The following is a 27,000-nucleotide window of genomic DNA, read 5'->3' as shown; positions in this document are numbered from 1 at the left end:
CTTTAGAATTGCACCTTCTTAAAGATAAGAATTAAAGTCGATTACCTGGTCATAATGCGCCAACTCATCTGGTTCATAGTGGTGGATAACCTCAATAAAGGTTGAGTCCAAGTTGAACAGGTAGTCGTGAACCTGATTAGAGGTCTGGCGGTCCAGCGAGGCATTAACTTCATCCAGCAAGAGCAGCGGCCGCTTGGACAAGATTGCCCGTGCTAGTTCAATTCTAGACAATTGTCCACCCGACAACTCGTCAGCATTATCGCCCAACTGGTAGTCTAAGCCCTTTTCTTGGACCAGTTGGCCCAGACCGACGCCCTGACAAACTGCCAGAATCCTATTTTGCGGAATATCAGCTCCCAAAGTCAAGTTAAAGGATAAAGAGTCAGCAAAAATCACTGCACTTTGGCTTGAGTAGGCAAACAGATTGGTAAAGCTGCCAGCAGCAACTTGCTGGTGGTTGAGCAAGACTTGCCCAGCCTTCCCATAATCACCGTACATGAGAAACTGTAATAGCGTTGATTTGCCTGCCCCTGATGGCCCGATAACCGCCACTTTTTGGCCCTTTTTAATGGCCAAGTCAACCTTACTAGCGAGCTGCTGGCCTTGCCGAGACAAGTTCAGCCCCTTTACTTCTAATTCTGCAAAGCTATTATTTGCCGCAGTTGCAGTTTTCTTATAAGTGTCAGCCTTTTGACAGAATTGTTCAATCCGCTTAACGATGCCCTTGGTCGTGGACAGGTTGTTGCGCTCGTTGAGAATCTGCAGGATTGGATTGACAAAAGAGTTGGAAACCTGGATGATGCCAAAAAGTGCACCCAGAGTAGTAGAGCCTTTAATTACCAAGATAACCCCCACAGAAAAAGGTATTAAGAAAGAGCCACCCATAGCAATAGTGTTAAGGTAGGCATTGGTATTGTCCTTCAAGTTATTCATCTTGGCCAACTTGGTTTCCAGTAAATTGATTACACCACTGTCGCGCTTGACAGCATTCTCTTGCTGCTGGTATAAGTTCAATGTACTGGTTCCTGCCAAGGTGTTCTTAGTCTGGTTGACATAGTGGTCATTGGCCTTGGTCCATTCATCAGATGCATTTTGAATTGGCTTTTGCAAAAAATTAGAAGCAATCATCGGCAAAAGTGAACATACCAAGAACATGATAGTTAAGAGCGGGTTCAAGTAGAGCGCATAGGCTAGCGCCAAAACGACCGTATAAAAGTAGGTCAAGATGGAAATTTCTGCTTCATAGCGGTTGGTTTCCAATAACTTAAAGTCATTGGTCAAAAAGCCTAAATTAGCTGAATCTTCACTATTATTTAAAAGCATGCCCTTGAGTACCTTGGTCCTCAGATTGACGTTGGTCTCTTTAATTGCATCTGCTTTTAGATAGTTAAACAGCAAATTAGCCAGTAAAACCAGCACTAGACTTACTATAACTTGGACAATCAATTGCGGTAGCCTAGTAAATTCCTTGGCAGTCGCCATATTGGTTAAAGTTCCGACCATGTAGGCAATAACAACGCTTTGAGCACTAGAAATAAAGCCAAAAACATTTAACCAGAAAAATTTAATGTGTGAATAATTTTTAAAAATCATAATTTTCTCCCTAATTGAAAATTCTTTCTTACCCTGCAATTGCTAGTCTTAATTTAACACTAATTTTTTTATAAAATATAGCTCATTTTCGTAAGCGGTCAATTTTACTGGGTAAGTGGTCGCTAGCAGCTAGGCCAAAAGATTGCTAGTTCTCCTGATCTTTTGCCATAAGCTCTTTTCATTTGCGGACAACAAACAATTTAATAAAGATTGCTTTATTTCTTTGCAATTACTTGATAATTTTTAATACAATAAGGACTATGAAATATGAAAGGACCGATTTTATGAAACAAACAGAATGTACTACTATCTTAGTCGGCAAAAAGGCATCCCTAGACGGCTCAACCCTGATCGCCAGGAGCGAAGACGGCGGCCGCGAAATTATTCCTGAAGGCTTCGAGGTTGTGACGCCAGACAAGCAGCCCAAGCACTATGAAAGTGTTATTAGCCACCAAAAGATTGATGATGAAGATCTGCTAGATAATCCTTTGCGTTACACCAGTGCACCTGATGTGTCTGGTGAAAGCGGCATTTGGGCTGCGGCCGGCATCAATGCCGCCAATGTGGCCATGACTGCAACTGAAACCATTACCAGTAACGCCCGTATCCAGGGAATCGACCCACTGCTTGAGCAAGGAGGATTAGGCGAAGAAGACTTCGTAACTCTGGCCCTGCCTTACTTGCACAAGGCAGTTGACGGCGTTAAGCGGGTAGGTTACCTGCTGGAAAAATATGGTACCTATGAGATGAACGGCATGGCTTTTGCCGACCACAATGAAATCTGGTACCTTGAAACTATTGGTGGCCACCACTGGATTGCCCGCCGCATTCCCGACGATGCTTATGTAGTGGCACCCAACCGCTTAAACATCGACGAGTTTCACTTTGGCCAAGATGGTTTTATGGCTGATGATGGCTTAGAAGACCTGATTGCACAATATCAGTTAAACCCAGATTCTGAAGGCTACAACATGCGTCACATCTTTGGCAGTTCCACAGTCAAAGATGCCCACTATAACAACCCTCGTGCTTGGTTTGTCCATAATTACTTTGACCCTGACTTTGGTGGTCAGCCCGGCGACCAGGACCAGCCTTTCATCTGCCGCGCCAACCGCAAGATCAGCGTTGAGGACATTGAATGGATTGAAAGTTCTCATTACCAGGACACCCCCTACGATCCATACGGTGACTTGGGCACACCTGAGCAAAAGAAGAGCTTCCGTCCAATTGGACTCAACCGTAACTTTGAAACACACATTCTCCAAGTACGCAATGGGGTACCAGCAGAAGTTGCTGGTGTCCAGTGGCTAGCCTTTGGTCCAAACACCTTCAATAGCATGGTGCCTTTCTATACTAACGTTCACGACACGCCTGCTTGCTTCCAGACTGGTCCTAAGTTTGACCTCAAACAAATTTTCTGGCTGAACAAGCTGACCGCCCAACTCGGCGATACCAACTTCAAGGTGTACGGTGAACTCGAAACTGACTTTGAGCAAAAGTCACAGGCCCAGTGTCACTTCATTCAACATGAAACTGACCAGCAAATTGAAGGCCTTTCTGGTCAAGGTGTCGAAGATGCTTTGACCGCCGCCAACCAAAAGATGGCTGACCAAGTATACAACAACACGATTGAATTGCTTGGCAACATGGTTAAGGAAGGCCATAATTTGATGACACTTAAGTTTGATCTATTAGATTAGTAGTTAAGCAAAAACAGCAACAAGCCAGATGACTTGTTGCTGTTTTTTTTGTGTGAAATTTTTAGAGCCAGCCTTGATTACGGGCAATCTGCACTGCCTCAATGCGGTTTTTGGTCCCCAACTTACTGAAAATAGCCGATATATAGTTGCGGACTGTGCCATTAGAAAGGAACAGTTTGCTGCTGATTTCAGCAGTGGTCCAACCCGCGGCAATTCCTGCCAAAACCCTGTGCTCCTGGACGGTCAGCGGATCTGATGCACCATTTAATACCGATTGGACAAGTTCCGGGGCATAGATCGTAGCACCAGCCACCACTTTATGAATTGCAACCACCAGATCAGTGCTGGAGCTATCCTTGAGCAAGTAGCCCTTGGCATCTGCCGCCACAGACTGTTCAAAATAGCCCTTGCTGGCAAAGGTAGTCAGAATCATCGCCTTCGTTTTCAGGCCCTTGTCCTTAATTTTTTGCGCAACCTGCAGGCCGGTCAATCCTGGCATCTCAATGTCAAGCAGCGCAACCTCTGGCTGCTGATCCTGAATGGCGCGCCAAGCCGTTAAGCCATTGTCATAGCTACCTTGGACTCTCAGGTCAGTTTCTAAGTTTAGTATCGCTGTTAGGGCCGAATTCAACATGGCCTGGTCTTCGGCCAGAATAATCTCAATCATCGCTCTGCTTCTTTAGTGGAAAAATCAATTCAATCTTGGTGCCGTGGTGGTTGCTGGTAAGTGTAAATTCACCTTGTAGTTGTTGCACACGCTCTTTCATCCCGCGCAGCCCGTGTGAACCTGGCCGCATCGCCTGAATGCCCTGGCCGTTGTCGTTAATTTCAACCCGAGCCGTCTGCTCTACCTGGACAAAATTCAGGGCGACCTGATCAGCCTGGCTATGCTGCATAACGTTCGTCATGGCTTCCTGTAGAACCGCCGCAATCGTTTCCTGAATTGCAACTGGCCATTCCTGTGCCAATTCTTCGTTGTGCGTGACTAAAGAGATGTGCAAGCTGGCCATTTTGTCAGTTAAATTAACCAATACTTCGGTTAACGTCACCCGGCGCAAGTCGCTAACAATCTCACGCACTAAGGTCAGGTTATTCCGCGAAGCTGTTTCAATTTCACTTAATTGCTGCCGGGCTGCAGCCGGATCACGCGACAGCAGCTTGGAAGCCAGTTCTGTTTTCAGCGTAATGGTTGCAAACGATTGGCCAAGGCTGTCGTGGAGGTCGCGGGCAATGCGGTCGCGTTCTCCCTGACGGATCAACATCTCATAACGCTTGTTTTGCTGCTTCAGGATGTCTGATTGCTCATAGGTGCTGCGAATGGAACGTCCGCCCAGTGGAGAAAGGATGATAAAGAGAAAAAATACCAGGGAGGCAATAATGGTGCCTTCTTGGTCGGTAGCTGCCCAAAACTCTGCTGCACTAAAGTGTACTTTTTGTGCAAGAATAACGATACCCACCGCCAAAAAGGCATAGTATGTTGCTAAATACCGGTTAAAGAGCTTCTTTGCCAATGGTAACGATCCAATAACCCACGCTGTAAACAAAAAGAGCGAGAGCATCCCTTCTAAGTAGGTTAGAATCAGTATCAACAGATATTGACTAGTTATCCAAAATTGCAACCGCGGCGTCACCGTCCAGCTGTTGCGATAAAAGATGACAAATATCCCTAGTAAAGCTAGTGATATTTTTTCCTGGACTGCACGATACGGATACATCTGCACCAAGGGAATCAGCAGCCACAATAGCCACAGGTATGGTGCTAACTTAAAGCGGCGGGGAAATAAAAGATACTTACGGATAAAAGCCATTACATCTATCCTTTCTCAAGCAAACGACCTAGTAATTATTAGTTTAACATTTCTTATACGGCTTTAGTCCGCAGTTTTTGCAAGAGCACAATACTACCAATGCCCAGGACAAGCCAGACTAACTCACCCCACAGTGAAGACTGCGGCCATGTGTGTCGGTTAAGCAATTGGTCAATGATATTGGCGGTTTGGTAAGTGGGCAGCATTTTGCCGACATTTTGCAGCCAAGTGGGAAACAACGCTAGCGGAAACCATAAGCCACTGAGAATGGCCACCGGGAAAACAATCATGGAAGAGAGCAGGTTTACCATGCTAGCATCCCCCAGATAGGTAATTGCCGCACCAAAGAGCATTAATGTAACGCTGCCCAGCGTTGCAATAATTGTGATCGTAGCCCAGGCAGCAATAGATAGGCGGAGTCCTGCCGCAAAATAGCCCACCAATTCTATCGCCAATACTTCAACCACCGTTAAGAATAGAATGGTGATAAAAAATGACGCATAATAAGTCGCTCTGCCCAGCGGCGTAACATCCATTAACCGCCAAAAATGCTGGTCTTTATCATCCAGCGTGTTGTTGGAAACAGTGTTGATAGAACTCAGCAGGGTAGCAAAGAGAATCATGCTGACCAGGTAGGTTTGCTTGAAGTTGTTAGACAAGCCCTGGTTTATAACCTCGGTGAAGAGCAGGTAAAAGGCCGCTGGCAGCAAAATATCAAAGGTAAAAAAGCGTAGATTGCGCACAATCAATCGGTTGAAATTAATTTTGGTTAACACTAGAAAAGTTTTCATCGTTTATTCCTCATTGATCTGGTCAAAAATGTCATCTAGGGTGGTCTGCTGGATCTGCAAGTCATGTATCTGCGCCATTTGTGGTGCTAATTCCTGCAAGAAGCGATCGACATCAGCCACAACAAAACGGTAATGGTTATTCTGGTGCACCACTAACTGTCCTTTCGTCATTTGCAATTCTTGCGGCTCTAGGTCAGTTTCAAAATCCACCGTATTCTGACTAAAGTCGCGTTGCAATGCCGCTAAAGAGCCATCATGAATTAGGTGGTGGTCCTTCAAAAAAAGAATCCTCGTTGCCACGTCTTCGATCTCAGCCAAGTAATGACTGGTCACAATAATGGTCTTGCCTTCCGTCGTTAGTCTTTGAACATATTGCCAAAAATGATGGCGGCTGGCCGTATCCATACCCGCAGTCGGTTCATCCAGAAACAAGACTTGTGGGTCGCCTGCTAATGCCAGTGCAAAGTTCAGTTTGCGCAATTGCCCTCCTGACAGCTTGTCGACATAATTCTGCAGGTCGCTTCCTAGGCCGGCAATCTGTTCTAGCTGCTGCATTGACAGCGCATGTGGGTATAGGGATTGGACTAATTCCAGCAATTCTTTAGCGTGCACCCTTTTCATGACCAAATTATCTTGGAACATGACGCCAATCTGTCCTTTAACAGTCTGTGCCTGTGGCGCTTGCCCGAATATCTGAATGTTACCTGAAGAACAAGGCCCCAACCCCAGCAGCATGCTAATCAGGGTTGTTTTCCCCGCTCCGTTGGCGCCAATTAGCCCCACCACTTCTCCTGGCTCAACAGAAAAATTTAGGTTGTCCAAAACCATTTTTCTGCCGTATTTTTTGCTAAGTTGCTTAACTGTAATAACTTCCTGCATAAGCTGTCTCCTTTGAGTTGATGTACCCAGTTTAGCAATAGACCATTTGCGTTAGAAGTTATAACTGTCACCAGCTTGGATGACAAATGTCATATAGAAATAGGACCTAAATTCAGACAAATAATAATTTGATAAAAGTTGGAGCTTTTAGCTAAATGACAAAAGCAATTAAATTCACAAAGACTTTTAAAAGCGAAAACAGCATCCTAACTGTACCCAATATTAATCGGGCCCTTCTGAAAGAAATTGATAACCAAAAAAGTAGCCCCTGATATTTAATCATTCACTGCCTAATGAAGATATCAGCATTTCGGACTACTTTTACCCACACCAGAAATATTTTTTACTGGAATAGGCACGCATAGCGAATTATTCCAATAAATTATATGCAAATAGAACACCCATCTCATAAAATGGGTGTTCTATTCATTTTACTAAAATAAGCCGTGCTGCAAGTAGCTCCATCAGCCCCTATTCCCTCAACATCCGCTTAGCCAGGGCAAAGTCACCCACGGTGGCAGAACCATTGTTGCTGATTTCAGGTAGCGTAATGTACTGGTCGAGTGCTGGCACGTGAACATAATTATTCAATAACTTGGCAAAGTCGCGGCGAACTTTTTGTAAAAAGTCCTCGCTGGTGACGCCGCCGCCAAAGACAATCTTGTCCGGGCGTAAAATCAATGTCACTTGAAGAGCCGCTTGAGCCGCATAATAGCTCATGATATCCCAGACTGGGTCACTCAGCGGCACATCCTGGCCCTTTTTATTTAAGCGTGCCTCAAAGGTTGGTCCAGAAATCAGCCCCTCCAAACAGTCTTGGTGAAAGGGGCAAACCCCAGCAAAATCCAGATCATCTGGGTGGCGCTTTAATTTCACGTGCCCCATTTCTGGATGGCCAGCCGAGCCAACGAGTTTGCCGTTGTTGATGGCACCACCGCCAACACCAGTACCAATTGTGTAGTAGACTAGTGAATCGACGTCTTCATTGGATAGTTGCGCCATCACGTATTCGCCAAAGGCTGACCCGTTCACATCAGTGGTGAAATACATTGGCACCGCTAGCGTCTTTTGCAAAAAGCCAACAAAATCGATGTCGCTCCAACCTGCCTTGGGCGTGTCGGTGATATAGCCATAATTGGAGGCCGTCTTGCGCACTTCAATCGGGCCAAAAGATGCAATGCCAATCGCCTCAACGCCTGAGTCTTTAAAGTAGTCTGCCGTTTTTTGCAGCGTTTCTTGTGGTGTAGTGGTTGGAAATGTGACTTTGTCTTTAATCTGGTAGTTTTCATTGCCAATGGCACAAACAAACTTGGTACCACCGGCTTCAATTGATCCTAATAGCATATGGTGCTCCTTTTAATTCAAATCTTTCCATGTTAATTTTACGCTAGTCCGCAGCTGATTTTTAGTTTTTTCAAAAAAATTCTGCTCGTCGAAGGTTCGACATCGCAGACTGTTAATTACTTAAACAAATTTATAATTTCTGGCAAACTTCAAAAATTTCTTTATTAGGTCCGTAAAAGTTAAAATATTTAATTCCTTTTTCCCAATATGGCAAACTTTGAATACCATCTTCAACAAACTCTACATTTAATTCCTGAACGAACTCAAAAGCTTCATCAATATCACTTGTATCAAGTGCAATATGATTAATTGCTCCTACTTTTTCTGGTGCCTCTTTTGGCGACTCCCAACTTTCTATAGTTAAGGAAGCTAATTGATAAAAGCCAACCCGCATTCCATTAACGTTCTCAGTATTAACTAATATAAAACCTAAGTCTTCATAGAATTGTCCACTCTGATCAAATTTTTTAGTTGGTATTCCAATATGTTGTAACCCATTAAAATACATTGTTCACCTCAACTTATCTCACAGTATCTTTCCACTTAGTGTAATATTTAATATCTGAAACCGCAATCTTTCCTTCTGTAACAAAGAAGCTAAGACCAGTACCAGTTTTATTGTACATCCGGGCGCTCAAAGCAATATTGTTAACGTACAAAATAATGATACTATCATCAACCACTAACTTAATATCATAAGTTCGACCCTTTGTTAATGTTATTGGACGCTCAAGACCAGTTTCAAAGTATGACGGCCATGGATAATTGGGTGTGCGTGAAAACTTGAGCGCATGTTCAGGACCTGAAATTTTATATTGATAGCCTTCTCTAGTTTCGTTATTAACAAAGGCTTTAAGACCAAATTCTTTGGTATCAGCAACCACCTGAATCTGAGCTTCTAATAAAAATTGCTCTGGTATTTCACGAATAGCAGCTTCTTCCTTTTTTCCGTATTCTTGTCCAAGTTCAAAGGAATTTAACTGCTCAGTTGCAGCAAAGTTATCAATAATTGTTTTGGGCAAGGTCACGCCTAATGTATTGTCATCATTTTGAACTACTTGATGAGGGACAAAGGCACCGCCCCAATCCCAATTACCTAAGTCTTGATTATTTTCTTTTGTTGCAACCCAACCAGTCAAGTAGCGTCCAACTTGATCATTGCCTACGGTTCTTGCAGCATAGTATGCCTTACCATCAAAAAATTCATCATTAAGAGATTTCCATTTACCAAATAAGTCTTGACTAACACGATATTTAGTTCGCTTATCCTCAGAGTATTCGGAAAACACCAAGTACCAGGTATTGTTTAGTTTAAATAGGTCTGGCATTTCTATCATGTTAAATTCATTAGGTGTCCAAAAATCACCCTTGAAATGCCAATTTTTCATGTCTACTGATTCAAAGTATACTAAACGCCCAGTAGGTTTTTTCTTATCACTTGGTAGTTTAGCACCTAAAACCAAAATATAGTGGCTGCTTTTTTCATCATAGACAATCACTGGATCACGCCAATCGTTGTGATCATATCCTGCTTGTGGTACTAAGCTTGCAGTTTGTCCGACCTTTTGCCAATGAATTAAGTCTTGGCTTGTGGCTGACATTAATATTTCAGATGTCTTTTTCGCTAGCCTTGCCTGACGATTATGTCCAGTATAAAAAGCGATTTTTTCACCCTTACCCTGCGCTACACTTCCTGCATAAATAAATTGATCAGTTGCATCATGAGACCCCTTAGGCAAAACCTCACCATAGTCTTTAAAATTAACAAAGTCTTTAGTCGTCACTAGAGACCATCCAAAAGGATCCGTCAATGGCTTTGGTTTTCGCGTATCTCTTTGATGAAAGAGGTAAAAAGTCTGATCTTCTTCATTGAAGAACGGCATACAATCGCCAAACCAGCGATCTTGAGGTTGATAGAATATTTTTTGCATTTTTACACTAATTCTTCCTTATTCATCTTCTGCGCCTTTAATATTTTTGAGTTCAAACTTAGTTAATGAACTTAGTCGCTGTATCTTTTCAGTTACTTTTTTTAGAGTTTCATGTTGCATTCTCAAATTCAAAGTCTCAACTAAAATCGGCAAACTAACACCGCCAAACAGATAAAATTCTTCTTGCCAAAGAATACTTCTTTTAGCAAATTCATTGTATGGTGTACCGCCTGCAATGTCACAAAGAACAATTGTAGGTTGCTTGCCTATAGATGCCACTGTTTTATCAACTTGAGTGGAAAATTGTTCTATTCCCTGATTACCCAGTTCTATTGCAGTTACTTGCTGAGTCTTACCAAAAAATGACTGTAAAATCTCTAAAAATCCTGTAGCAAGATGGCCATGCGTGGCTATGATAACGTTGAACATTGAATCCAATTCCTTCTATATATAATCCTTTAAATGAACAGTTGGGCTTTGTGGCGTTGGAATCACAGTTACATCAACCCCTCGTTCAATTAACTGTTTAAAAGCAGTTCTTTCTTCCTGCGTTACATTGATCGATGGGCGAATACGCTCGGTTCCATCGCGTTGTGCCAAATTGCCTACATTTATCTCGTCAATAGGTAAACCATTGCCAATCAAATAATTAACATCCATTGGTGAAACACAGATTAATAAAACGCGTTGTCCTTTATACTTGCCACTTTTGATATTGGCTAAGGCCTTCTCTTTTCCTAGAATTGACGTGCTTACATTTGCTGGCGCAGCAAGCCTAACCACTGTTTTGCGCATCTCATCGTCCATAATCGCATCATTAATCACCATAATTCTAGTTGCGTTCAGACGACCGCTCCATTGCGTTGCTACTTGACCATGAATCATCCGGTCATCAATTCGAATATGAATGATTCCTTCCATATCTTCTGTCATTATTCTTACCTCTAAGCTAAAATATGCATTGCATTCAATGCTACGGACACTACTAATACGATCAAAATCACATACAATGGTTTTACTTTTTTACCAAGCAGGTAATATACTAATGCAACTGCAGCTGCCGGTAAAAGACCTGGCATAATTTGATCCAAAATGTCATTACCGGTCATAGTTAATTTTCCTTGTTTAAATGTAAAGGCCAGATTAACTTTGACCATTGTTGCAGCCAAGGCACCAACAACCATTAAACCAAGAACTGATGCAGCATTGGTTAATGCCTTAAGCGTGGTATTAATTGATGATAACATTTTGGTGCCGGACTTATAACCTGCATTAAACATAGGATAAGCTGTAAGCCGCAATAAAATCGAAGCAACAATCCACATGAAAACGCCAAATGCATTGCCATGTAAAGCCATATTAGCAGCAATTGCACCGAAGATAGTCCAAGGAATCGTAACAAAGACACTGTCTCCTATTCCAGCAAGTGGACCCATTAAGCCAGTTTTTAATGCGCTGACTGCTTCAAGCGATTCCGTTTTGCCTTTTTCTTCCATACCGACATCAATACCCATGATAAAAGGTGCAGTATACGGCGTGGTATTGAAAAACTGTAATTGAGTTTGGACTGCTGTTTTTTTGCCTTCTGGATCATTTTGATAATTCTCTTCAATGAACGGCAACATTGCATAGGTATAACCTAAGCCCTCGTACTTTTCATAATTTAAAGAAGTGGCTCCAAACAAAATCCACCGATTCATTACTCTTCTGTGTATCTTTTTCATTTTACTCATCTTCGTTTGAACCTCCACTTACACTTTCTTGCACTGCATCAGTGCCTTTTGTCTGGTTTTTGTATAAAATCAAAGCAATTGCAAAGCCAATTAGAGAGATACCGATAATTGGCATCTTCAGGTAGATTGCTAGTACAAATCCAATGATGATGTAAGAAAAGTAGTCTCTGGTCGGCAAGTATTGCAGTAGCATGCCGATACCTACTGCAGGCAAAATACCTGCAGCTGTCTTTAACCCACCTGATAACCAAGCTGGGATATAGTTGATAAAACTACCGACAATCTTTGGTCCAAGAACAACCGTTAACAAGACTGGGATGCCCGACACAAAACTTGTAAATATAGTAGCTAGATACTGCATATAGTTAATCATGCGGTAGTTACCTTGCTCAGCATATTTCTCTGCTCTTTGCTGGCAAAAGATGTTAGCTGACCATTTTAAAACATCAAGCTGAACGATTAGTAAGGCAATTGGAATTGCTAAGGTAATCCCAATTGCTGCCTTTTGGTGAGTTGCTAAAGTTAGGTAGGTACCAATTAAAGCAGCTGTCTGATAATCCGGTACCGACGCACCACCAAAACTGGTAATCCCAAGCGTCATCAGTTGCAAAGTACCTCCGATAAAAAGCCCTGTTGCAGCATCTCCCATGATTAGACCGGTAATAAAGCCAGCCACCACTGGCTGTGATATCCCAATCTTAGGGCCTTCTTTGTCAAAATTAATAATAAAACCGTAAATTACTACTAAGATGTTACTTAATAACATTTTTCTCTCCTTCTTGAAAGATATACAATAACTTGTTTATTCCTGTAAACACCACTTTTCTTCTATATCCTTAATAGCAACATCTATGCCAAGTACCAGCAAAAAAAGACAGAATACCGTTAAACATTGGTGTTCTGCCTTTTTATTGCCGATTAAATACAATTTGATCGATGTAAATTAACTCCGATGTAGGAATTTTCACACTGTAATTGTCCCTAATCACAGTGAATGCAGCTTCGATTTCTTTTAATTCTGCACCGTGTTCTTGAGCAAAGACTTCTTCAAAGTCAGGATTAAGATTATTCTCTTCCTTGCGTATTAATCGTTCAATTAAGTAGCTAATATGGACATAGAGCGTAAACTTCTTTTGATTAGATAATTCGATGGCAAAGCGCCTTTCCAGTTCTTGGATAAAAATTGTGATATTTTCAATTACTTTGGGTGCATCAAGAATTGTCACCATGTTAATTGTTTGCTCAAGCGAGAAATTTTTAACCAAGTTGTTCGAAATCTTAACAATTTCCTGATTGGAAAAAGCAGCAGTCAGCCACTTTTTCAGTTTGGCTGTATCCTGATCTGATAAGATTTTTTCTAAATAAATAAAGTCCAAGCCGGCTATCTTAGGATTTTCAGTGCCGATAATGCCCACAACATCGTACATTTTGCGGATCACTTTAATCTCATGAGCATCTTGTAAAACCTGGTAGTCATAGGGGATTATTTTAATCTTTTTGGGTGTAGGCAAACAGCGCTCGAGCAAACGAGCAACATGGGTGGCCGTACCAATTCCTGAATAGCACGTCGTCAAAATCGCCTTTTGGCGATTTCTTTGTGGATAAGTCAACTTAATGTCTAACTGACTGGTCTGCTTGGCCAGTTGGCTGATTTCTTGGAAGCTGCGCTTTTTTAGCACACTTTCTCCCACCATTAAAGCCAAAGGCGTAGAAACATTATTCATCAACAAAATTGGCGCATTAATCTGCCGTGGAAAAAGCTTTTCAATTTCTTTAAGCGAACCCATGTCAACCAGAATTATCAGGCCGTGTGTGACATCATTATCCTCACTATAGTCAATGATTTTATTAGCGATTTCTTGAGCACTAACATTAATTGGCATGTCAAAGGCGTCCAAAGTATGAGTGCCAAGGAGCCGGTTTACCACATTAGCAATACTACCTGCAGTTGCATAACCATGTGCCAGAACAATTGCCTTGACCAGACCGGTTTTAGTGATTATCTCTAGTTTGTTGAGGTAAATCGCTAAAAAGACTTCATCAACCTCATTGAGTTCGATATCTAAATTGTCTTTGATCAAACTAATCAACTTGGCCACATAGCCAGCCACTTCGGGGTAACGCTGTCCGACATCTTTAGCCAATTTTAGTAGAGCAGACTTATTCTTAAGGTCATCAACATTCCACTGAATCTTTTCCCGCTCAAACAGGTAATAGCTAATAGCATAGACTGCATTCCCACTAATTTTTAGCTGATAAGCGTTTTTTAGTTGATCAAACAAATGCTTGACACTCTCAATCACATAAGACAGCAGGGGCACTCTCTTGTTGCTATCCTTTTCAAACAATAATGTATCAAACAACTGGTAGACAACTTGCTTCAGCCCTGACTCACACTTGTTTAGGTTTTTATTGCTTTCGTCATATAGGTCAAGCAAGCGACGCAGGCTATTGAGAAAAATTTTCTTCTCAGGAAAATTATGGGCTATTAAGTCGCCTATTTCTGTTTCATTAGTAATGACGAGGGCCTTAGCTGGCGTATGATAAAGCTCAACTTTGCTCATGCTTAAAACATTGGCTGGCAAATGATAGGCAGTGATAGTTATCTGCTGCTTCTTTTGACCAGCATTTGCCTGCGCAATGGTTAGCTTAATTGCGTTTTTTAGGTCACCTATATTGCCACTTGGTTGATAATTAGCCAGCAATTCTAGTACTTGATCACTAATTGTCAGTGACTTGCCAATTTCCTTTTGTTCATGGTTAAAGAGCGTGTAAACCAAGTTAAGACGCTCTTCTCTGCTCCTCTGGCTAAGGGGTGGCAGGGTGATTTTCACTGGGATTCGTCTTATAAAAGTGGTCAGAAATCCCTCATCCAGTTCCTCCGTCGTTGCAAAACAAAGACGGACATTCACTCGTTTGCCATTCTTGGTTTCACCAACCGGGTAGATTAGACCCTGGTCCAGGTAAGTGAATAGCTTCTCCTGTCCTTTGGGTCCTAAGCGGTGTACTTCATCTAGGAACAAGATACCACCATCGGCTTGGACAAAGGCGCCAGCGCGATCTTCATCTGCTCCAGTAAAAGCTCCTTTGACATAGCCAAAGAGGTTACTGGTCAGCAATTCGGGATTGTCGGCATACTGTGCGCAATTAATTGTAATAAATGGAGCTGTTGCCTTAATCAACTTATGCACGCGGCAAAAGCGATTGATTAAGCCTACCAAGTAGCTTTTGCCAGTCCCACTCTCACCAGTAATTAGCAGCGGTAACCCCCCATTAGGATAAAGAATAGCGGCCCGCACTCGTTCAATGCTTTCTTTTAAGCTAGGATTTATTTGGGTGAAACTCTTTAAAATGTCCTGCTCGTTATTTTCTTTTTCAAGTTGGGCAATTGAGTTGTAGACATTCTGCTTCAGGCGATAGTTATCATGCTCAAAACTTGCCTTATGGATGAAGCAAACAGGCCGCGTTTGAATCTTAACCAATTTCTGTTCGCTGGTCAGTTGATTGAGATACAGACTGACCGTGTTCCGGTTGGCATGTAGCCTTTGAGCAACACCTGCAGCAGTGAACTGATCATTTAGGTGGTCCAAGTCAATTGTCTTAGTCTGCTCTTTAAGGAATGTCAGTATCTTTTGTTTCAGCATTTCCAACCTCCACAATAGTGATTAATCGCTTTCACGGTTCATTGTACCGCATCTGATTAACACTTTTGCGCTTTTTTCACGCTTTTCTTCTGTGAAAAAAAGCTGAAGCTCATTTTACCGCTTAAAATGCTGCCACAAGAATGCTTATCTTTTTTAAATAAGTTTTTGTTAAAACGATAGTGTGATTTTTATTTGCTAGTGTGAAAATAATTTAAAAATCACTCAAATAAAGCAATCACCTTTCCCCAATATAAAAATTTTGCCTTTTTATTAATTAATTCTATTATATATATTAAACATTTATTGATATTTATTACCATTATCTATATAATTAAAATATTATAAATTTACAAAAAATAAATAATATATTTATATAGTAAGAAGAATGACATGAAAAATAAAAAGTTTTTTAAAAGCGGACTCATTGCATTAGCAATTGGTTTATTATTAAGTACAGCTTCAAACACAATCATAGCTGCATCTCAATCCAATGAGGAGAGCACGACTGTTCAAACAGGCAAAGCAGGCAGTAAAGCTTCTAGTAGCTTAAGTAAAAAAAAGAAAACCAAAAAGAAAAAAAGTAAAGCCGGAAGAGCTGCAGTTATACCAGCTGCTGCAGTACTTTACTTTGTTCCTGGCTTAGGGCAAGTGTTATCAACTGCTACTGGAGCCTTAATAATTGCTGGTACAACATATGCAGCAGGCTCTGCGATATACAAGATTGCTCGAAAAGCTATTCAAAATGGAACAGCAAAAAAAATTAAGTCAACAACGAAAAGTAAAGTTAAATCTTCAAAAAAAGTAAAAACAGAAGTTTAACTGTAGCTAAAACTATTGAAAAAAAATTCCGAAACGGCTGAAAAAAGCAATTAACAAAGTAGACTTGAAAAAGTTCTTTAAGAGATTGAAAGGTGGAAAACGACAAGAAAAGAAAGGCTGGACAATTGAACCAGATAGAGCACGAGGCCGCGCACATAAAGGGAGCAAATGGAAACTTAGAGACAAAAATGGAAGAAGAATAAGCACTTTAAATGAAGATGGAACAATCATGCGAAAATAAGGAGATTCACTGCAATGGACTCAAAAAAAGCTTTTAACATCATTGATAAGTTATTGGAAAACAACTATTTAGAAAAGAGCAAGAATGATTATCTGATTGACTTTGTCCCTGTTACTTTTCAAAATGATAATTTTAACGATTTAGCGGCATATTTGGAAAAACACTTTAAACCTGACTATGTCAAAAAAATTACTTTTATTGCCTTCACTATTATGCATTACTACGAATCTTACGTTTTTTTAGACGATGCTGAAGAGCCACTTTATCCAGAACTGATTAATAAGGATTTGCGCCACTTAGGGTTAGAAAAATTAGCTAAGTTACTTAAAGAAATCGTATTCGAAAATTGGTCAAGCATCAATATCCTTTTCAAAAATGATGGGAAATTTTCACTTTTGCGAATTGAAGACGGACTAGAATCTTTCTTCTTCAACATTTCTGCTGAGACTTTAGAAATTGCTAAATCTTTGGTAACCCAGCAAGGTTTATATCTAAAACTCATCTACAAATAAACTTATCAATGATTTAAATGAAAAGAATCACCGAACAATCAGAGTTAACACAACAAGGAAAGCTAATATGAATGGTGGAAAAGCATTCAAACTTATCGACAACCTATTAGACAATGAAGAAGACAATTACTATGTCGACTTTGTCCCCATCACCTTCCCAGATAATGATCCAGATGACTATGGCGAATTAGTGAAATACCTCGAAGAGCACTACAAGCCAGACTTCGCTGAAAAAATTATCTTCATTTGCTTGACCATACTCTACTACTATCCCACCTACATCTTTTTAGATGATGGTAGTGAGGACAAGAGCAATATTTCTCCAGAAGAGATAGCCGATCTAATCAAAGAAATGGTCATTAACAACTGTATCGGCTTAAATATTCTCTTCAAAAACGAGGACCGCTACTCACTGATGCGGATTGAAGATAGCTACGACACTTTCTTCTGTAATCTCTCTGGTGAAGCTCTGTCTGTAATTGAACAATCAGTGCAGCACCAAGGATTATGGTTGAAGCAGCACGCTGGCAAATTCGGCAATGAAATCAAAGAAGCAGATGGTGGCTGGCAAATTCGACCAAACAACCGCAAGGGCTTGCAGCCCCACGGCGGCGGTCAATGGAAGCTTTTCAATTCCGATAATCCGAGGAAGAGAACCGCTATTCTAGCAGAAGACGGCAAAATCTTAAGAGGATGAGCTGGTTTTAAATTTTACTTCTATTAATACCTGTTCTTGTATATTAAAGCAGTAGAGAAGTTTAGGAAATGGCTGCTTTTAGTTTCTGGAGGTGGGTGCCTATGGGATTAACCTGTAGACCTAGAAACCTAAAGAATGAAGGTGGCCCAAGTGTCTGTATCAGATGCTCTGCAACTAGCAATTGGAGCTGGTCTTTTGATCAAACTTAATTACGTTAGTTGTAATCTGCTTAAAATCAGACAAAAAAATAATCGCCTTAGCTTGGACGAGCTAGCGATTATTTTTAATCAACAGTTAAGCCTCCGTAAAAGCGGCTCTCCCAGAGAAAGTTCTGTTGGAACCTCCTCTTTATATTGCTATTATAACAAGGCCATAAAAGACAAGCCAGTTTTATTGAACAAATCCGAGGTACCTGCTCAGCAACTAGCAAAAGCAGCTGACAATTTGATCATCACCTTGATTGCGCTAGTTGTAAATCCGCTTAAAAACCAGACAAGTGCATTAAAACTATAAATGTTGCAGCATCCTAATAGTAAGTCCTAGCCCTATCTAGTCGCAAAGCAGGCAGAATTGAATTCTGCCTGCTTTTTTACTGCTTTTATTAATCTGGCATATCTTGGATTTTCACATCTGCTCCTAGTAAGCGCAGCTTCTCTTGAACACGGTCGTAACCGCGCAGGATATTGCCCGCGTTATTAATCACAGTTTTGCCTTGGGCCATCAGGCCAGCAATCATCAAACAAGCTCCAGCCCTGATTTCACCAGCCGAAACGTCAGCACCATGCAATTGAGTTGTTGGGTGGACCAAGATGATATTGTCTTCCACCTTAATATCAGCACCCATCTTGCGCAGCTGTTCAATATGCCCTACTCGTTTAGGATAGATCTGATCAATGATCACGCCTTCACCGCTCTTAGCAGTCAGCAAAAGCGGCGTCACAGGCTGTTGCAAATCAGTTGCAAAGCCCGGGTATGAACCTGTCTTAATCTGTGTCATCTTTAGGTCGCCTGCTGGATAAACATACAAGGAATCTTCAGCGGCATCAATCACAACACCCATCTCTTCGACTTTAGCCAGGTAAGCATCAAGGTGTTCCTCAATAATATTATGGATGCGAATACCATTGCCAATGCAGCCAGCAAGGGCAATATAGGTACCAGCTTCAATCCGGTCAGGAATGATTGTATGCGGCGTCTTGGCTTCCAGTTTTTCAACGCCTTCAATTCTGATTGAATCTGTTCCGGCACCCCGAATAGTGGCACCCATATTATTCAAAAAAGTTGCCAAGTCAATTATCTCAGGCTCTTTTGCGGCATTATCAATAATGGTTTGGCCATGGGCCGTGACTGAAGCCATGATGATATTCATTGTCGCCCCAACTGAAGGCATTTCAAGGTGAATTGTTGCTCCCTGCAAGCCTCCAGCAGGAGCCGTAATTATTATTTGATCATTTTCATTTTTGACGCATGCACCAAGAGCCTCAAAGCCCTTAATGTGCTGGTCGATGGGACGGGGACCAATGTCATCCCCGCCAGGGAAGCCCACAACAGCCTTACCAAAACGACCAAGAAGAGCCCCCATAAAATAATAGGAAGCACGCAAACTCTTGATCTTACCACTCGGCAATGGGCTCATCTTAATGTTCTCTGGGTTGATGCGCAGGGTCGTCTGGTGAAAATCACTCTCGACATCCATTTCACTCAATAAATCCATTAGGTTGTCAACATCCGCAATCCTTGGAACACCTTCCAAAGTCACGGGGGTACGCGACAAAATGGACGCAGGTATCAACGCTACGGTTGAGTTCTTTGCTCCACCAATCCAGACATCACCCTGCAGGGGCTTTCCACCATGAATTATCATTTGCTTCATTGGCGAAAATTTCCTTTTCTATTTCTTTTTGTAATAATAATGTTAAAGGAATTTAACAGAAAAAACAAGGGCAGACACCTGTCTTCCCCGTTCAAATTTCAGATTTTTGTATTATTCAAATTCGCACAATTACAGCTTTTCTGCTGGCAAGCCAGAGGCAGCACCGATAAAGGCTTGGTAGAGGCCTTCTGGTCGCTGCGGCCGGCTCAAAAATTCTGGATGATATTGTGCAGCAATAAAGAACTTATTCTTTGGCAGTTCAATTACTTCAACCAAGTGATTATCCGGTGAAACTCCCGCAAAGGTCATTCCAGCATTTTCAAAGGCTTCCCGATATTCATTGTTAAATTCATAACGGTGACGGTGACGCTCTTGAATTACATCTAGATTGCCATAAGCTGCAGCCGTCTTAGTGTCCTTCTTAAGAGCTGTCGGATATAAACCGAGTCTAAGAGTGCCGCCAATATTTTCTTCATCGCGCTTGTCAGCCATGATATCAATCACGTTGTGCTTGGTTTCAGGATCAACTTCAGTAGAGTTAGCATCTGTTAGGCCCAAAACGTTCCGGGCAAACTCAACAGTTGCCATTTGCATGCCCAAGCAGACGCCAAGGAAGGGGATGTCATTTTCGCGCGCATACTTAATGGCAGTAATCATACCTTCTAGTCCACGAGTACCAAACCCACCAGGAACAATCAGGCCATCTGAACCTTCCATGTAACTGGCAATATTTTCTTCAGTAACATCTTCTGCTTGAACCTTGTTGATTTCAATGTTGGAATTGTACAAGTAGCCAGCATGCTTTAAGGCATCAGTGACGGAAATGTAAGCATCCTCAAGCTCAATATACTTGCCCACCAAAGTAATCTTGGTAGTGTACTTCAAGTTCTTAACCCGCTCGTCCAAACGCTTCCATTCCGCCATGTCAGCTTCCTTTTTTGGACTTTGCAAGTGCAGGAAGTCGCAGACTTTTTGGTCCATGCCCTGTTTTTGGAAGGACAGTGGCAAGTCAAAAAGAGAGGGGGCATTAATTGATTCAATAATGCGGTCAACTGGAACGTCAGTAAAGTTTGATATCTTGTCCTTGTGTTCTTGGCTAATTGGCATTTCTGCCCGTAATACCAGCATGTTGGGTTGAATTCCGATGCTGCGAAGCTCAGCAACGGAATGTTGGGTTGGCTTGGTCTTCATTTCTTTGGCAGCGTGCAAGTATGGTACAAGCGTGCAGTGGATGTACATTACATTATGTTCTCCTACTTCGCGCCGCATCTGTCTGATTGCTTCCATGAATGGCGTAGACTCAATGTCACCAACTGTTCCACCAATTTCAGAAATAACGACATCAGAATCAGTGGTGAGGCCAGCGCGCATGATTTTTTGCTTGATCATGTCAGTAATGTGCGGAATCACCTGTACAGTTGCGCCATGGTAGTCACCTCGCCGCTCTTTTTCCAGAACTTCCTTGTAAATCTTACCAGTCGTAACATTGGAGTACTTGCTGGTGCGCACATCAACAATCCGTTCGTAGTGCCCTAAGTCAAGGTCCGCCTCTGTACCATCATCTGTAACAAAGACCTCGCCGTGTTGGTATGGATTCATCGTGCCCGGATCGATGTTGACATAGGGGTCAAATTTCTGCATGGTCACCTTAAGACCCCGGTTCTTTAGCAACCGACCAAGACTGGATGCAGTTATGCCCTTACCCAAAGAAGAAACAACGCCACCAGTAACAAAGATATATTTTGTCATTAGCCAAACTCCTTTTCGCAAAAAATAAAATACTGAAAAATAAAAAAAGCTCCCAGATGGGAGCATAATCGCACATAGGGTGCCCAAGCTAAATACTATCTATTTTAAGCGGTGAAGTCAAGAAAATTATTCTTCTTCATCATCGTCTGTCAACTCTGACAACTGACCTTCAATCCCGTCTGGAAGTTCTGTATCATCTTCATCATCGGAATCATCAAAGTCATCATCGTCTCCGAAGTCATCGACAGCGTCATCTGCAGTAGCATCTAAGTCGCTATCTTCAGGATCATCATTATCATAGTCAATAATGTCATCGCTGCCTGTTGCACTGGCCAGGAAGGCGTTAACCTTCTTGTGGTGCGTGCGCGTATCTTCTTCATCTTCGTCTTCGGGGTGGTTAACTTCCTCGTCAACTGATTCATATGGAAACCACGAGCGCAGTGCCCAGATATTTTCTCCCATTGAGATAAACTCGCCGTTGGTATTCATATCTGTATAAAATTGGGGCAAACGTTCCCTAATTTCCTCATCACTCACACCCAAGTATTTTTGAACAGCATTAACAATGTCGGCAAAGGCCATTCTCTTGTTGCTATCTTCCAAAATTGCGCGAGCAACTTCAATCATCGATAATTCATTGCGATTTTTGTCTTTAAAGTCGTTTAATCCCACAATTGCATTCCTCTCTTTTACCAATCCTTTTTATTTTACTAGGCGTTCAAGTAAAAATCAACGTGATGGCATAATTACCTACTAAGTATAGACCACTGAAGAGGTCATATTCAATCTGCAACTGCCCAGAACCATCATTTTTAGGAAAAAATTTAATTGCTCGGGTTTTGCTCTTCAAGTCCATCTGGTAGCCCTGGGCCACATAGCGGCATTCTTTCTGCTCGCCCAGAACAAAGTGCAGCTGCGAGTAGTTCTGCCTATCGCTGCCGCGCCTAATAATCACGTTGTCTTCCTTAATTAAAATTTTGACCGGGATCTGCCCGTCTTCCAGATATGATATTCTGGTTGAAGCATCAGCCTGTACTAATTCGCCAGTTGCCTTCTTCTTAAACGTTGCGCTCTCTTGCTCTTGCTTGATTACACTGGTAAAGTCTATTTTTACTTTGGTCATTTTTCTGGTTCTTTTAACTAAAAAAGCTAATCAAAATAACTAGCTCCAAATTGATAATGCTAACTTAACTCGTCGGGCAATATTACTTTTACTAAGTATTATCACTAGTATAAGATAATTTGTGCTTTTTAGCCAGAAGTTCACAGTCTTGGTCTAATTGTAATTATTAATAAGGAAAAAGCATAATCCAGTCTCAGAGACTAGGTTATGCTTTTCACTGTTTTTAAGGAGATTTTTAAAATGTAATATTACTTACGTCCTAATTAACACTAACTGAAGTGGTCTTATCCCGCGGCAACATGTCGTTGGAAAAACTTTGCAGTTCATTTTCAAGGATGCGTAAGTTTTCGGTCTTTTCTTTCAAATATGCAACTGTCAATGGCAATAAGTCAATTCCCTTATGTGGATCAAGATCAGTAACAGACTTTATTTTCTGTAGCCGATATTCCACAGTTTTGGGATGAACCATTAAAATCTGTGCTAAAGACGACATTGACAACTGGTTTTTAGTGTACAACCATAAAGTTGTCTTAGTGTCTTCGTCAATTTTGCTTAATTTTTTACGTATTAAAGGGTAATCCAAGGATGAGTGGACAATAGCCGACATGTTTGCTATTTCAGTATAGTGAACAACAGGGGTAAACCTATTTGTTAACATCAATGCCATCAATGCTTCCTTAATACTGCCAGAAAGATCAAAATGACTGCTACCAATACCAATATAACTATTACGTGGCATGTTAGCCAAAAGTTCATTTTCCTTATTCGGTCGTACGACATAGACACGCTTAGTCTTGTCTAAGTTAAAGGCTAGCCTCCACTCAGGCAACTTGTTACCAATAGTAGTTGCCACCATAGCTACATACTTATTGTCTAAATCAACACCATTTAACTTGGCACGACCATCAAAGCCATTGTCAGCTACTGGAACATCATAGTCTGAAACATATAGCCACTCATGCATAAATTTTTCAAGCATATTCATATTCTCCCATACTTTATAAGTAATTACACTATAATTTTGCTTAATATGTGTTCATAATCACAAATAAGAAACTTGATTAGGTAAATTGATGATATCTATGCTTGTATAACTTTATGCTAATCTTTGGTTATTATTGTTCCATCACCCGTCGTCAAATATTGAGCCACATTATCCAATGAGGTGATGACTGCCTTCTTGTTAGTTGCTTCAGCAAACGAAATTGCCGCCTCAACCTTAGGCTTCATTGAACCGCCAGCAAATTGATCATCTTCAAGATAGCCTTTCATCTCTGCTACTGTAACATGGTGCAAGTCTTTTTGGTTGAGTTGTTTAAAGTTTAGTGAAACATATTCTACCGCGGTCAAGATGATTAATTCATCAGCATCTACTAATTCTGCCAGTTTAGCTGCTGAAAAGTCCTTGTCAATCACTGCTTCAACGCCGCGAATTTGGCTTTGTGTTTCTACAACTGGGACACCGCCGCCACCGGCAGCAATCAGTGTCATGCCCTTGTCAACTAATGCCTTAATAGCGTCAGTTTCCATGATGCTGACTGGTTTTGGTGAAGGGACTACTCTTCTGAAGCCCCGCCCTGCATCTTCAACCAACTGCCATTCTGGATATTTTTGACGAATTTCAGCCAGTTCAGCTTGCTTATAAAACGGGCCAATCGGCTTTGAGGGTTCCTTGAAGGCAGGGTCCTTTTCATCCACCACTGTCCTGGTTAGCATTGTCATCACATCTATTGGGATATTGCGCTTGTCAGCATTCATATTTAGCGCATTAGCCAGCCAAAGGCCAATTTCACCTTGAGTCATTGCTCCAACTGTATCCAGAGGCATCGTTGGATTCTTTTCAGTACTGCCATCAAGTTGCTGCAACAATAAGTTGCCTACTTGCGGGCCATTACCGTGAGTGATTACCAATTGAATGTCTCCTTGAGCAATGAAGTCCATCAAATAGCTAGCTGTTTTCATCAGCGCTTCTTGTTGGGCTTGAGCTGAAGGATCATCTGTTAAAATTGCATTACCTCCTAATGCAACAACAATTCTTTTCATACTTTTTTCCATACTTTCTATATTTTTATTTTGCCCATAAACAGAGCAATTACTGCCAAGACTGCCAACAAGCAGATAATAATCATTAGGAACCATTCCAGCTTGCTAATAGTATGACCATTGCTCTTGCGAGCACGGTAATACAAGACAAAGCCAATTACATAAGCAATAGTACAAAGCCATAGGTATTGCAATCCTGAAAAGATGATTGCCATCACTTCAAACACCAAGGCTATTAAGCCTGGGATAATGGTCTTAAGACTCCAATTTTGCCACCCCAATTTAAGCTGGTATGCACCAACTAGCGCATAGCAGACTGCAATTGCTGAAGTACAAAGCGAATATGCAAAGTCATATGCCTGATTGGTAAACAGCAGCGTAATTAAAAAGAGTTGAATCAAAACCTCGGTCAACCACAATGAATTGGCTGGGGCACCATGCTTGTTTAACTTGCCAAACCACTTAGGCAGCAAGTCTTGCTGGGCCATTTGAGAAGTTGCCTCTACTGGCAGCATTGTCCATGAAAGCCATGCACCAAGAATTGAAATGATTAAGCCGATAGCGATAAAGGCGCCCCCAAAAGAGTTGGTCATATCTCTAAACAAATAAAGCAATACTGGATGACGCATAGTTTGCAATTTTACTAGTGGCAAGTAGCCATATGGCAAGATTGACACCACAACATAAATAATTAAAAGTGAAATCAAACCAATAATGGTTGCTCGCCCAGCATCGGACTTTTTGTTAGCCCTTGCAGCCATGGTTGTAGCTCCTTCAATACCAACAAAAACCCACATCATCACCATCATGCAGCCCTTAATCTGATCAAAAATACCAGCAGGGGTGGCCGTAGAGTATGTTAAACTGCCACTAAGATTGGTAGACAGATTTACCCAGAAGTGACTAGTAAAGACGCCAGCTTTAAAGTTAAGAATGGCAACTACAATGAATGCAAAGATTGGAATCATCTTAGTGACCGTCACAATTGCATTGATAAAGGCTGCTGATTCAATTCCATGCGTGACTAAAATTGTTAGCGCCCATGAAATAACCGAAGCTACGATAATGGCTGCAATACTATTACCCGACTTTAATGCCGGAAAAAAGTAACCTAGAGACGACATCAACATCGTTGCAAATGCAACATTGCCTAGCCATGCAGAAAGCCAGTAGCCCCAACCAGAAATGAAACCAGCAAAGTCGCCAAAGCCTGCTCGAGCATAGTCAGATACGCCGGTTAGTTCAGTTTGGTTAAGGACGAGGTTGTTCAAACTCAATGCTAAAGCTAGAATACCTATTCCAGTAATGACCCAAGCAGCTAAAGCTGCTCCAGGTGTAGCCGCCTTAGCCAAAGTTGATGGCAAGTCGAAAATGCCTGAACCGATAGCCGAACTGACTACCAGAGCAACAAGGGCTGGCAGTGCAATTCCTTTTTCCTTTGTTTCAGCCATTATTTTGTTGCATCCTCAAGTGGTGGAACATCCGGAATAAAGAGATTGCCTAAAGTTGCAGCCATTATTGCTTTGATTGAATGCTTACGGTTTTCAGCTTCTTCAAATTGACGCGCATACTGGCTCCGGAAAACTTCATCAGTAACTTCCATCTCAGTGATGCCGTACTTTTCTTCAATGTCTTTGCCGTATTCAGTATTAACGTCATGAAAGGCTGGCAGACAGTGCATGAAGATTAACTCATCTGGGCCCATTCCGGTCTTCTTAATCATTTCCATATTGACTTGGTATGGCTTCAAAAGCTTAACTCGGCTCTCCCAGTCAGTTTCGCCCATTGATACCCAAACATCGGTATACAGAACGTTAGAGCCTTTTACACCCTTGTCAATATCAGCAGTAACCATTAATTGCGCACCAGATTTAGCTGCAAACTTATTGGCCAAGTTAACAACTTCTTGACTTGGATGTAGTTCTTCTGGAGCAACAATGTGAATATTTACTCCCAACATTGCACCAGTAACTAGTAAAGAATTAGCCATATTGTTACGGCCATCACCAATAAAGGAAAGTGTCAAGCCCCATAAGTGCCCAAAGTTTTCTTTGATCGTCATAAAGTCGGCAATCATCTGGGTTGGATGCCATTGGTCTGTTAAGCCGTTCCAAACTGGTACGCCAGAATATTTAGCTAATTCTTCAACGTCTGATTGCTTGAATCCTCTAAATTCAATCCCGTCAAACATCCGACCCAAAACAATTGCAGTGTCTTCCACTGATTCTTTCTTGCCAAGTTGAATATCATTGGATCCCAAGTATTCTGGGTGAGCACCTAATTCAATTGCAGCAGTAGTAAATGCTGACCGGGTCCTAGTTGAAGTCTTTTCAAACAAAAGAGCGATATTCTTGCCTTCTAAGTAGCGGTGCGGGATATTCTCGTGCTGCAAGGTCTTCAAATGAAGACCAAAGTCAACTAAGTATTGAATTTCTGCAGGAGTGAAATCCTTTTCTGCCAATAATGAACGTCCTTGAAATACTGAATTAATCGTCATATTATTTTTCCTTTACTAATTTT

26 protein-coding genes are annotated in these 27,000 nt (G+C 41.5%); 5 read left to right on the top strand and 21 right to left on the bottom strand.

Going from position 1 to position 27,000, the window contains the following annotated elements; genetic code table 11:
* Positions 1-18 precede the first annotated feature (18 nt).
* Positions 19-1,593, bottom strand: a complete 1,575-nt coding sequence (locus AC2JF7_RS05270; RefSeq protein WP_500727652.1) for an ATP-binding cassette domain-containing protein — start codon at positions 1,591-1,593, stop codon at positions 19-21.
* 284 nt (positions 1,594-1,877) lie between these two features.
* On the opposite strand from AC2JF7_RS05270, the gene AC2JF7_RS05265 reads away from it, so the two are divergent.
* Entirely contained in the window at positions 1,878-3,293 is a 1,416-nt protein-coding gene (locus tag AC2JF7_RS05265) for a C69 family dipeptidase (protein ID WP_500727651.1), read from the top strand.
* Between the two features lie 61 nt (positions 3,294-3,354).
* Here the strand turns inward: AC2JF7_RS05265 and AC2JF7_RS05260 are convergent, their stop codons facing one another.
* The 12 genes from AC2JF7_RS05260 to AC2JF7_RS05205 all read right to left on the bottom strand — a co-directional run bounded on the left by AC2JF7_RS05260 (position 3,355) and on the right by AC2JF7_RS05205 (position 15,423).
* Positions 3,355-3,960 (bottom strand): response regulator transcription factor, encoded by a 606-nt coding sequence (locus AC2JF7_RS05260; protein ID WP_500727650.1) that lies wholly within the window; start codon positions 3,958-3,960, stop codon positions 3,355-3,357.
* The gene (locus tag AC2JF7_RS05255; protein WP_500727649.1) at positions 3,953-5,101 is read right to left on the bottom strand and encodes a sensor histidine kinase; all 1,149 of its coding nucleotides are present in this window, start codon (positions 5,099-5,101) and stop codon (positions 3,953-3,955) included. Before AC2JF7_RS05255 ends, AC2JF7_RS05260 begins: the two co-directional genes overlap by 8 nt.
* A 53-nt stretch (positions 5,102-5,154) precedes the next feature.
* The gene (locus AC2JF7_RS05250; protein WP_500727648.1) at positions 5,155-5,892 is read right to left on the bottom strand and encodes an ABC transporter permease; all 738 of its coding nucleotides are present in this window, start codon (positions 5,890-5,892) and stop codon (positions 5,155-5,157) included.
* A gap of 3 nt (positions 5,893-5,895) precedes the next feature.
* Entirely contained in the window at positions 5,896-6,771 is an 876-nt protein-coding gene (locus AC2JF7_RS05245) for an ABC transporter ATP-binding protein (RefSeq protein WP_500727647.1), read from the bottom strand.
* A 471-nt stretch (positions 6,772-7,242) separates the two neighbouring features.
* Positions 7,243-8,115: a fructokinase ScrK gene (gene scrK / locus AC2JF7_RS05240; RefSeq protein WP_500727646.1), complete on the bottom strand. Its 873-nt coding sequence runs from the start codon at positions 8,113-8,115 to the stop codon at positions 7,243-7,245.
* 130 nt (positions 8,116-8,245) lie between these two features.
* Entirely contained in the window at positions 8,246-8,623 is a 378-nt protein-coding gene (locus tag AC2JF7_RS05235) for a VOC family protein (protein ID WP_500727645.1), read from the bottom strand.
* A 13-nt stretch (positions 8,624-8,636) separates the two neighbouring features.
* On the bottom strand, positions 8,637-10,046 hold the full coding sequence (locus AC2JF7_RS05230) for a GH32 C-terminal domain-containing protein (RefSeq protein WP_500727644.1): 1,410 nt from the start codon (positions 10,044-10,046) through the stop codon (positions 8,637-8,639).
* 18 nt (positions 10,047-10,064) lie between these two features.
* A complete protein-coding gene (locus AC2JF7_RS05225) occupies positions 10,065-10,475 on the bottom strand; it encodes a PTS sugar transporter subunit IIA (RefSeq protein WP_500727643.1) in 411 nt (136 codons plus the stop codon).
* Positions 10,476-10,490: 15 nt separating this feature from the next.
* Entirely contained in the window at positions 10,491-10,979 is a 489-nt protein-coding gene (locus AC2JF7_RS05220; protein ID WP_500727642.1) for a PTS sugar transporter subunit IIB, read from the bottom strand.
* A gap of 11 nt (positions 10,980-10,990) precedes the next feature.
* Complete coding sequence (locus tag AC2JF7_RS05215; protein ID WP_500727641.1) at positions 10,991-11,779, bottom strand: PTS system mannose/fructose/sorbose family transporter subunit IID; 789 nt, start codon at positions 11,777-11,779, stop codon at positions 10,991-10,993.
* On the bottom strand, positions 11,772-12,545 hold the full coding sequence (locus AC2JF7_RS05210) for a PTS mannose/fructose/sorbose/N-acetylgalactosamine transporter subunit IIC (RefSeq protein ID WP_500727640.1): 774 nt from the start codon (positions 12,543-12,545) through the stop codon (positions 11,772-11,774). The genes AC2JF7_RS05215 and AC2JF7_RS05210 overlap by 8 nt, the downstream gene beginning before the upstream one ends.
* A gap of 142 nt (positions 12,546-12,687) precedes the next feature.
* Positions 12,688-15,423 carry a sigma 54-interacting transcriptional regulator gene (locus AC2JF7_RS05205; protein ID WP_500727639.1) on the bottom strand — a complete coding sequence of 912 codons (2,736 nt, stop codon included), beginning with the start codon at positions 15,421-15,423 and terminating at the stop codon, positions 12,688-12,690.
* A 390-nt stretch (positions 15,424-15,813) separates the two neighbouring features.
* On the opposite strand from AC2JF7_RS05205, the gene AC2JF7_RS05200 reads away from it, so the two are divergent.
* The 4 genes from AC2JF7_RS05200 (at position 15,814) to AC2JF7_RS05185 (ending at position 18,205) form a co-directional block, all read left to right on the top strand.
* A complete protein-coding gene (locus tag AC2JF7_RS05200; protein ID WP_500727638.1) occupies positions 15,814-16,242 on the top strand; it encodes a hypothetical protein in 429 nt (142 codons plus the stop codon).
* A 255-nt stretch (positions 16,243-16,497) separates the two neighbouring features.
* Positions 16,498-16,995, top strand: coding sequence for a hypothetical protein (locus tag AC2JF7_RS05195; RefSeq protein ID WP_500727637.1), 498 nt, complete (start codon positions 16,498-16,500; stop codon positions 16,993-16,995).
* Positions 16,996-17,062: 67 nt separating this feature from the next.
* The gene (locus tag AC2JF7_RS05190) at positions 17,063-17,692 is read left to right on the top strand and encodes a hypothetical protein (protein ID WP_500727636.1); all 630 of its coding nucleotides are present in this window, start codon (positions 17,063-17,065) and stop codon (positions 17,690-17,692) included.
* A 150-nt stretch (positions 17,693-17,842) separates the two neighbouring features.
* Positions 17,843-18,205, top strand: coding sequence for a hypothetical protein (locus AC2JF7_RS05185; RefSeq protein ID WP_500727635.1), 363 nt, complete (start codon positions 17,843-17,845; stop codon positions 18,203-18,205).
* Between the two features lie 88 nt (positions 18,206-18,293).
* Here AC2JF7_RS05185 and murA read toward each other — a convergent pair whose 3' ends face one another.
* The 8 genes from murA to argF all read right to left on the bottom strand — a co-directional run bounded on the left by murA (position 18,294) and on the right by argF (position 26,977).
* Positions 18,294-19,565, bottom strand: coding sequence for a UDP-N-acetylglucosamine 1-carboxyvinyltransferase (gene murA / locus AC2JF7_RS05180; protein ID WP_500727634.1), 1,272 nt, complete (start codon positions 19,563-19,565; stop codon positions 18,294-18,296).
* 129 nt (positions 19,566-19,694) lie between these two features.
* The gene (gene pyrG, locus AC2JF7_RS05175; RefSeq protein ID WP_500727633.1) at positions 19,695-21,314 is read right to left on the bottom strand and encodes a CTP synthase; all 1,620 of its coding nucleotides are present in this window, start codon (positions 21,312-21,314) and stop codon (positions 19,695-19,697) included.
* Positions 21,315-21,440: 126 nt separating this feature from the next.
* The gene (rpoE, locus tag AC2JF7_RS05170; protein ID WP_500727730.1) at positions 21,441-21,986 is read right to left on the bottom strand and encodes a DNA-directed RNA polymerase subunit delta; all 546 of its coding nucleotides are present in this window, start codon (positions 21,984-21,986) and stop codon (positions 21,441-21,443) included.
* Positions 21,987-22,032: 46 nt separating this feature from the next.
* A complete protein-coding gene (locus AC2JF7_RS05165; protein WP_500727632.1) occupies positions 22,033-22,437 on the bottom strand; it encodes a YwiB family protein in 405 nt (134 codons plus the stop codon).
* A 259-nt stretch (positions 22,438-22,696) separates the two neighbouring features.
* Entirely contained in the window at positions 22,697-23,416 is a 720-nt protein-coding gene (locus tag AC2JF7_RS05160; RefSeq protein WP_500727631.1) for a PucR family transcriptional regulator, read from the bottom strand.
* A gap of 122 nt (positions 23,417-23,538) precedes the next feature.
* Complete coding sequence (arcC, locus tag AC2JF7_RS05155; protein ID WP_500727630.1) at positions 23,539-24,480, bottom strand: carbamate kinase; 942 nt, start codon at positions 24,478-24,480, stop codon at positions 23,539-23,541.
* Positions 24,481-24,497: 17 nt separating this feature from the next.
* Positions 24,498-25,931: an arginine-ornithine antiporter gene (gene arcD / locus AC2JF7_RS05150; protein WP_500727629.1), complete on the bottom strand. Its 1,434-nt coding sequence runs from the start codon at positions 25,929-25,931 to the stop codon at positions 24,498-24,500.
* Positions 25,931-26,977: an ornithine carbamoyltransferase gene (argF, locus tag AC2JF7_RS05145; RefSeq protein WP_500727628.1), complete on the bottom strand. Its 1,047-nt coding sequence runs from the start codon at positions 26,975-26,977 to the stop codon at positions 25,931-25,933. The genes arcD and argF overlap by 1 nt, the downstream gene beginning before the upstream one ends.
* Positions 26,978-27,000: the final 23 nt, after the last annotated feature.

This window comes from Lactobacillus sp. XV31L (assembly GCF_059900865.1).
The sequence above is the reverse complement of the archived record's forward strand: the minus strand, read 5'-3'. Positions and strand labels throughout refer to the sequence as shown.

Bases quoted from the DNA above. Each gene is read 5' to 3' on its own strand.
- AC2JF7_RS05270 (WP_500727652.1), bottom strand. From the start codon at position 1,593: ATGATTTTTAAAAATTATTCACACATTAAATTTTTCTGGTTAAATGTT.
- AC2JF7_RS05265 (WP_500727651.1), top strand. From the start codon at position 1,878: ATGAAACAAACAGAATGTACTACTATCTTAGTCGGCAAAAAGGCATCC.
- AC2JF7_RS05260 (WP_500727650.1), bottom strand. From the start codon at position 3,960: ATGATTGAGATTATTCTGGCCGAAGACCAGGCCATGTTGAATTCGGCC.
- AC2JF7_RS05255 (WP_500727649.1), bottom strand. From the start codon at position 5,101: ATGGCTTTTATCCGTAAGTATCTTTTATTTCCCCGCCGCTTTAAGTTA.
- AC2JF7_RS05250 (WP_500727648.1), bottom strand. From the start codon at position 5,892: ATGAAAACTTTTCTAGTGTTAACCAAAATTAATTTCAACCGATTGATT.
- AC2JF7_RS05245 (WP_500727647.1), bottom strand. From the start codon at position 6,771: ATGCAGGAAGTTATTACAGTTAAGCAACTTAGCAAAAAATACGGCAGA.
- scrK (WP_500727646.1), bottom strand. From the start codon at position 8,115: ATGCTATTAGGATCAATTGAAGCCGGTGGTACCAAGTTTGTTTGTGCC.
- AC2JF7_RS05235 (WP_500727645.1), bottom strand. From the start codon at position 8,623: ATGTATTTTAATGGGTTACAACATATTGGAATACCAACTAAAAAATTT.
- AC2JF7_RS05230 (WP_500727644.1), bottom strand. From the start codon at position 10,046: ATGCAAAAAATATTCTATCAACCTCAAGATCGCTGGTTTGGCGATTGT.
- AC2JF7_RS05225 (WP_500727643.1), bottom strand. From the start codon at position 10,475: ATGTTCAACGTTATCATAGCCACGCATGGCCATCTTGCTACAGGATTT.
- AC2JF7_RS05220 (WP_500727642.1), bottom strand. From the start codon at position 10,979: ATGACAGAAGATATGGAAGGAATCATTCATATTCGAATTGATGACCGG.
- AC2JF7_RS05215 (WP_500727641.1), bottom strand. From the start codon at position 11,779: ATGAGTAAAATGAAAAAGATACACAGAAGAGTAATGAATCGGTGGATT.
- AC2JF7_RS05210 (WP_500727640.1), bottom strand. From the start codon at position 12,545: ATGTTATTAAGTAACATCTTAGTAGTAATTTACGGTTTTATTATTAAT.
- AC2JF7_RS05205 (WP_500727639.1), bottom strand. From the start codon at position 15,423: ATGCTGAAACAAAAGATACTGACATTCCTTAAAGAGCAGACTAAGACA.
- AC2JF7_RS05200 (WP_500727638.1), top strand. From the start codon at position 15,814: ATGAAAAATAAAAAGTTTTTTAAAAGCGGACTCATTGCATTAGCAATT.
- AC2JF7_RS05195 (WP_500727637.1), top strand. From the start codon at position 16,498: ATGGACTCAAAAAAAGCTTTTAACATCATTGATAAGTTATTGGAAAAC.
- AC2JF7_RS05190 (WP_500727636.1), top strand. From the start codon at position 17,063: ATGAATGGTGGAAAAGCATTCAAACTTATCGACAACCTATTAGACAAT.
- murA (WP_500727634.1), bottom strand. From the start codon at position 19,565: ATGAAGCAAATGATAATTCATGGTGGAAAGCCCCTGCAGGGTGATGTC.
- pyrG (WP_500727633.1), bottom strand. From the start codon at position 21,314: ATGACAAAATATATCTTTGTTACTGGTGGCGTTGTTTCTTCTTTGGGT.
- AC2JF7_RS05165 (WP_500727632.1), bottom strand. From the start codon at position 22,437: ATGACCAAAGTAAAAATAGACTTTACCAGTGTAATCAAGCAAGAGCAA.
- AC2JF7_RS05160 (WP_500727631.1), bottom strand. From the start codon at position 23,416: ATGCTTGAAAAATTTATGCATGAGTGGCTATATGTTTCAGACTATGAT.
- arcC (WP_500727630.1), bottom strand. From the start codon at position 24,480: ATGAAAAGAATTGTTGTTGCATTAGGAGGTAATGCAATTTTAACAGAT.
- arcD (WP_500727629.1), bottom strand. From the start codon at position 25,931: ATGGCTGAAACAAAGGAAAAAGGAATTGCACTGCCAGCCCTTGTTGCT.
- argF (WP_500727628.1), bottom strand. From the start codon at position 26,977: ATGACGATTAATTCAGTATTTCAAGGACGTTCATTATTGGCAGAAAAG.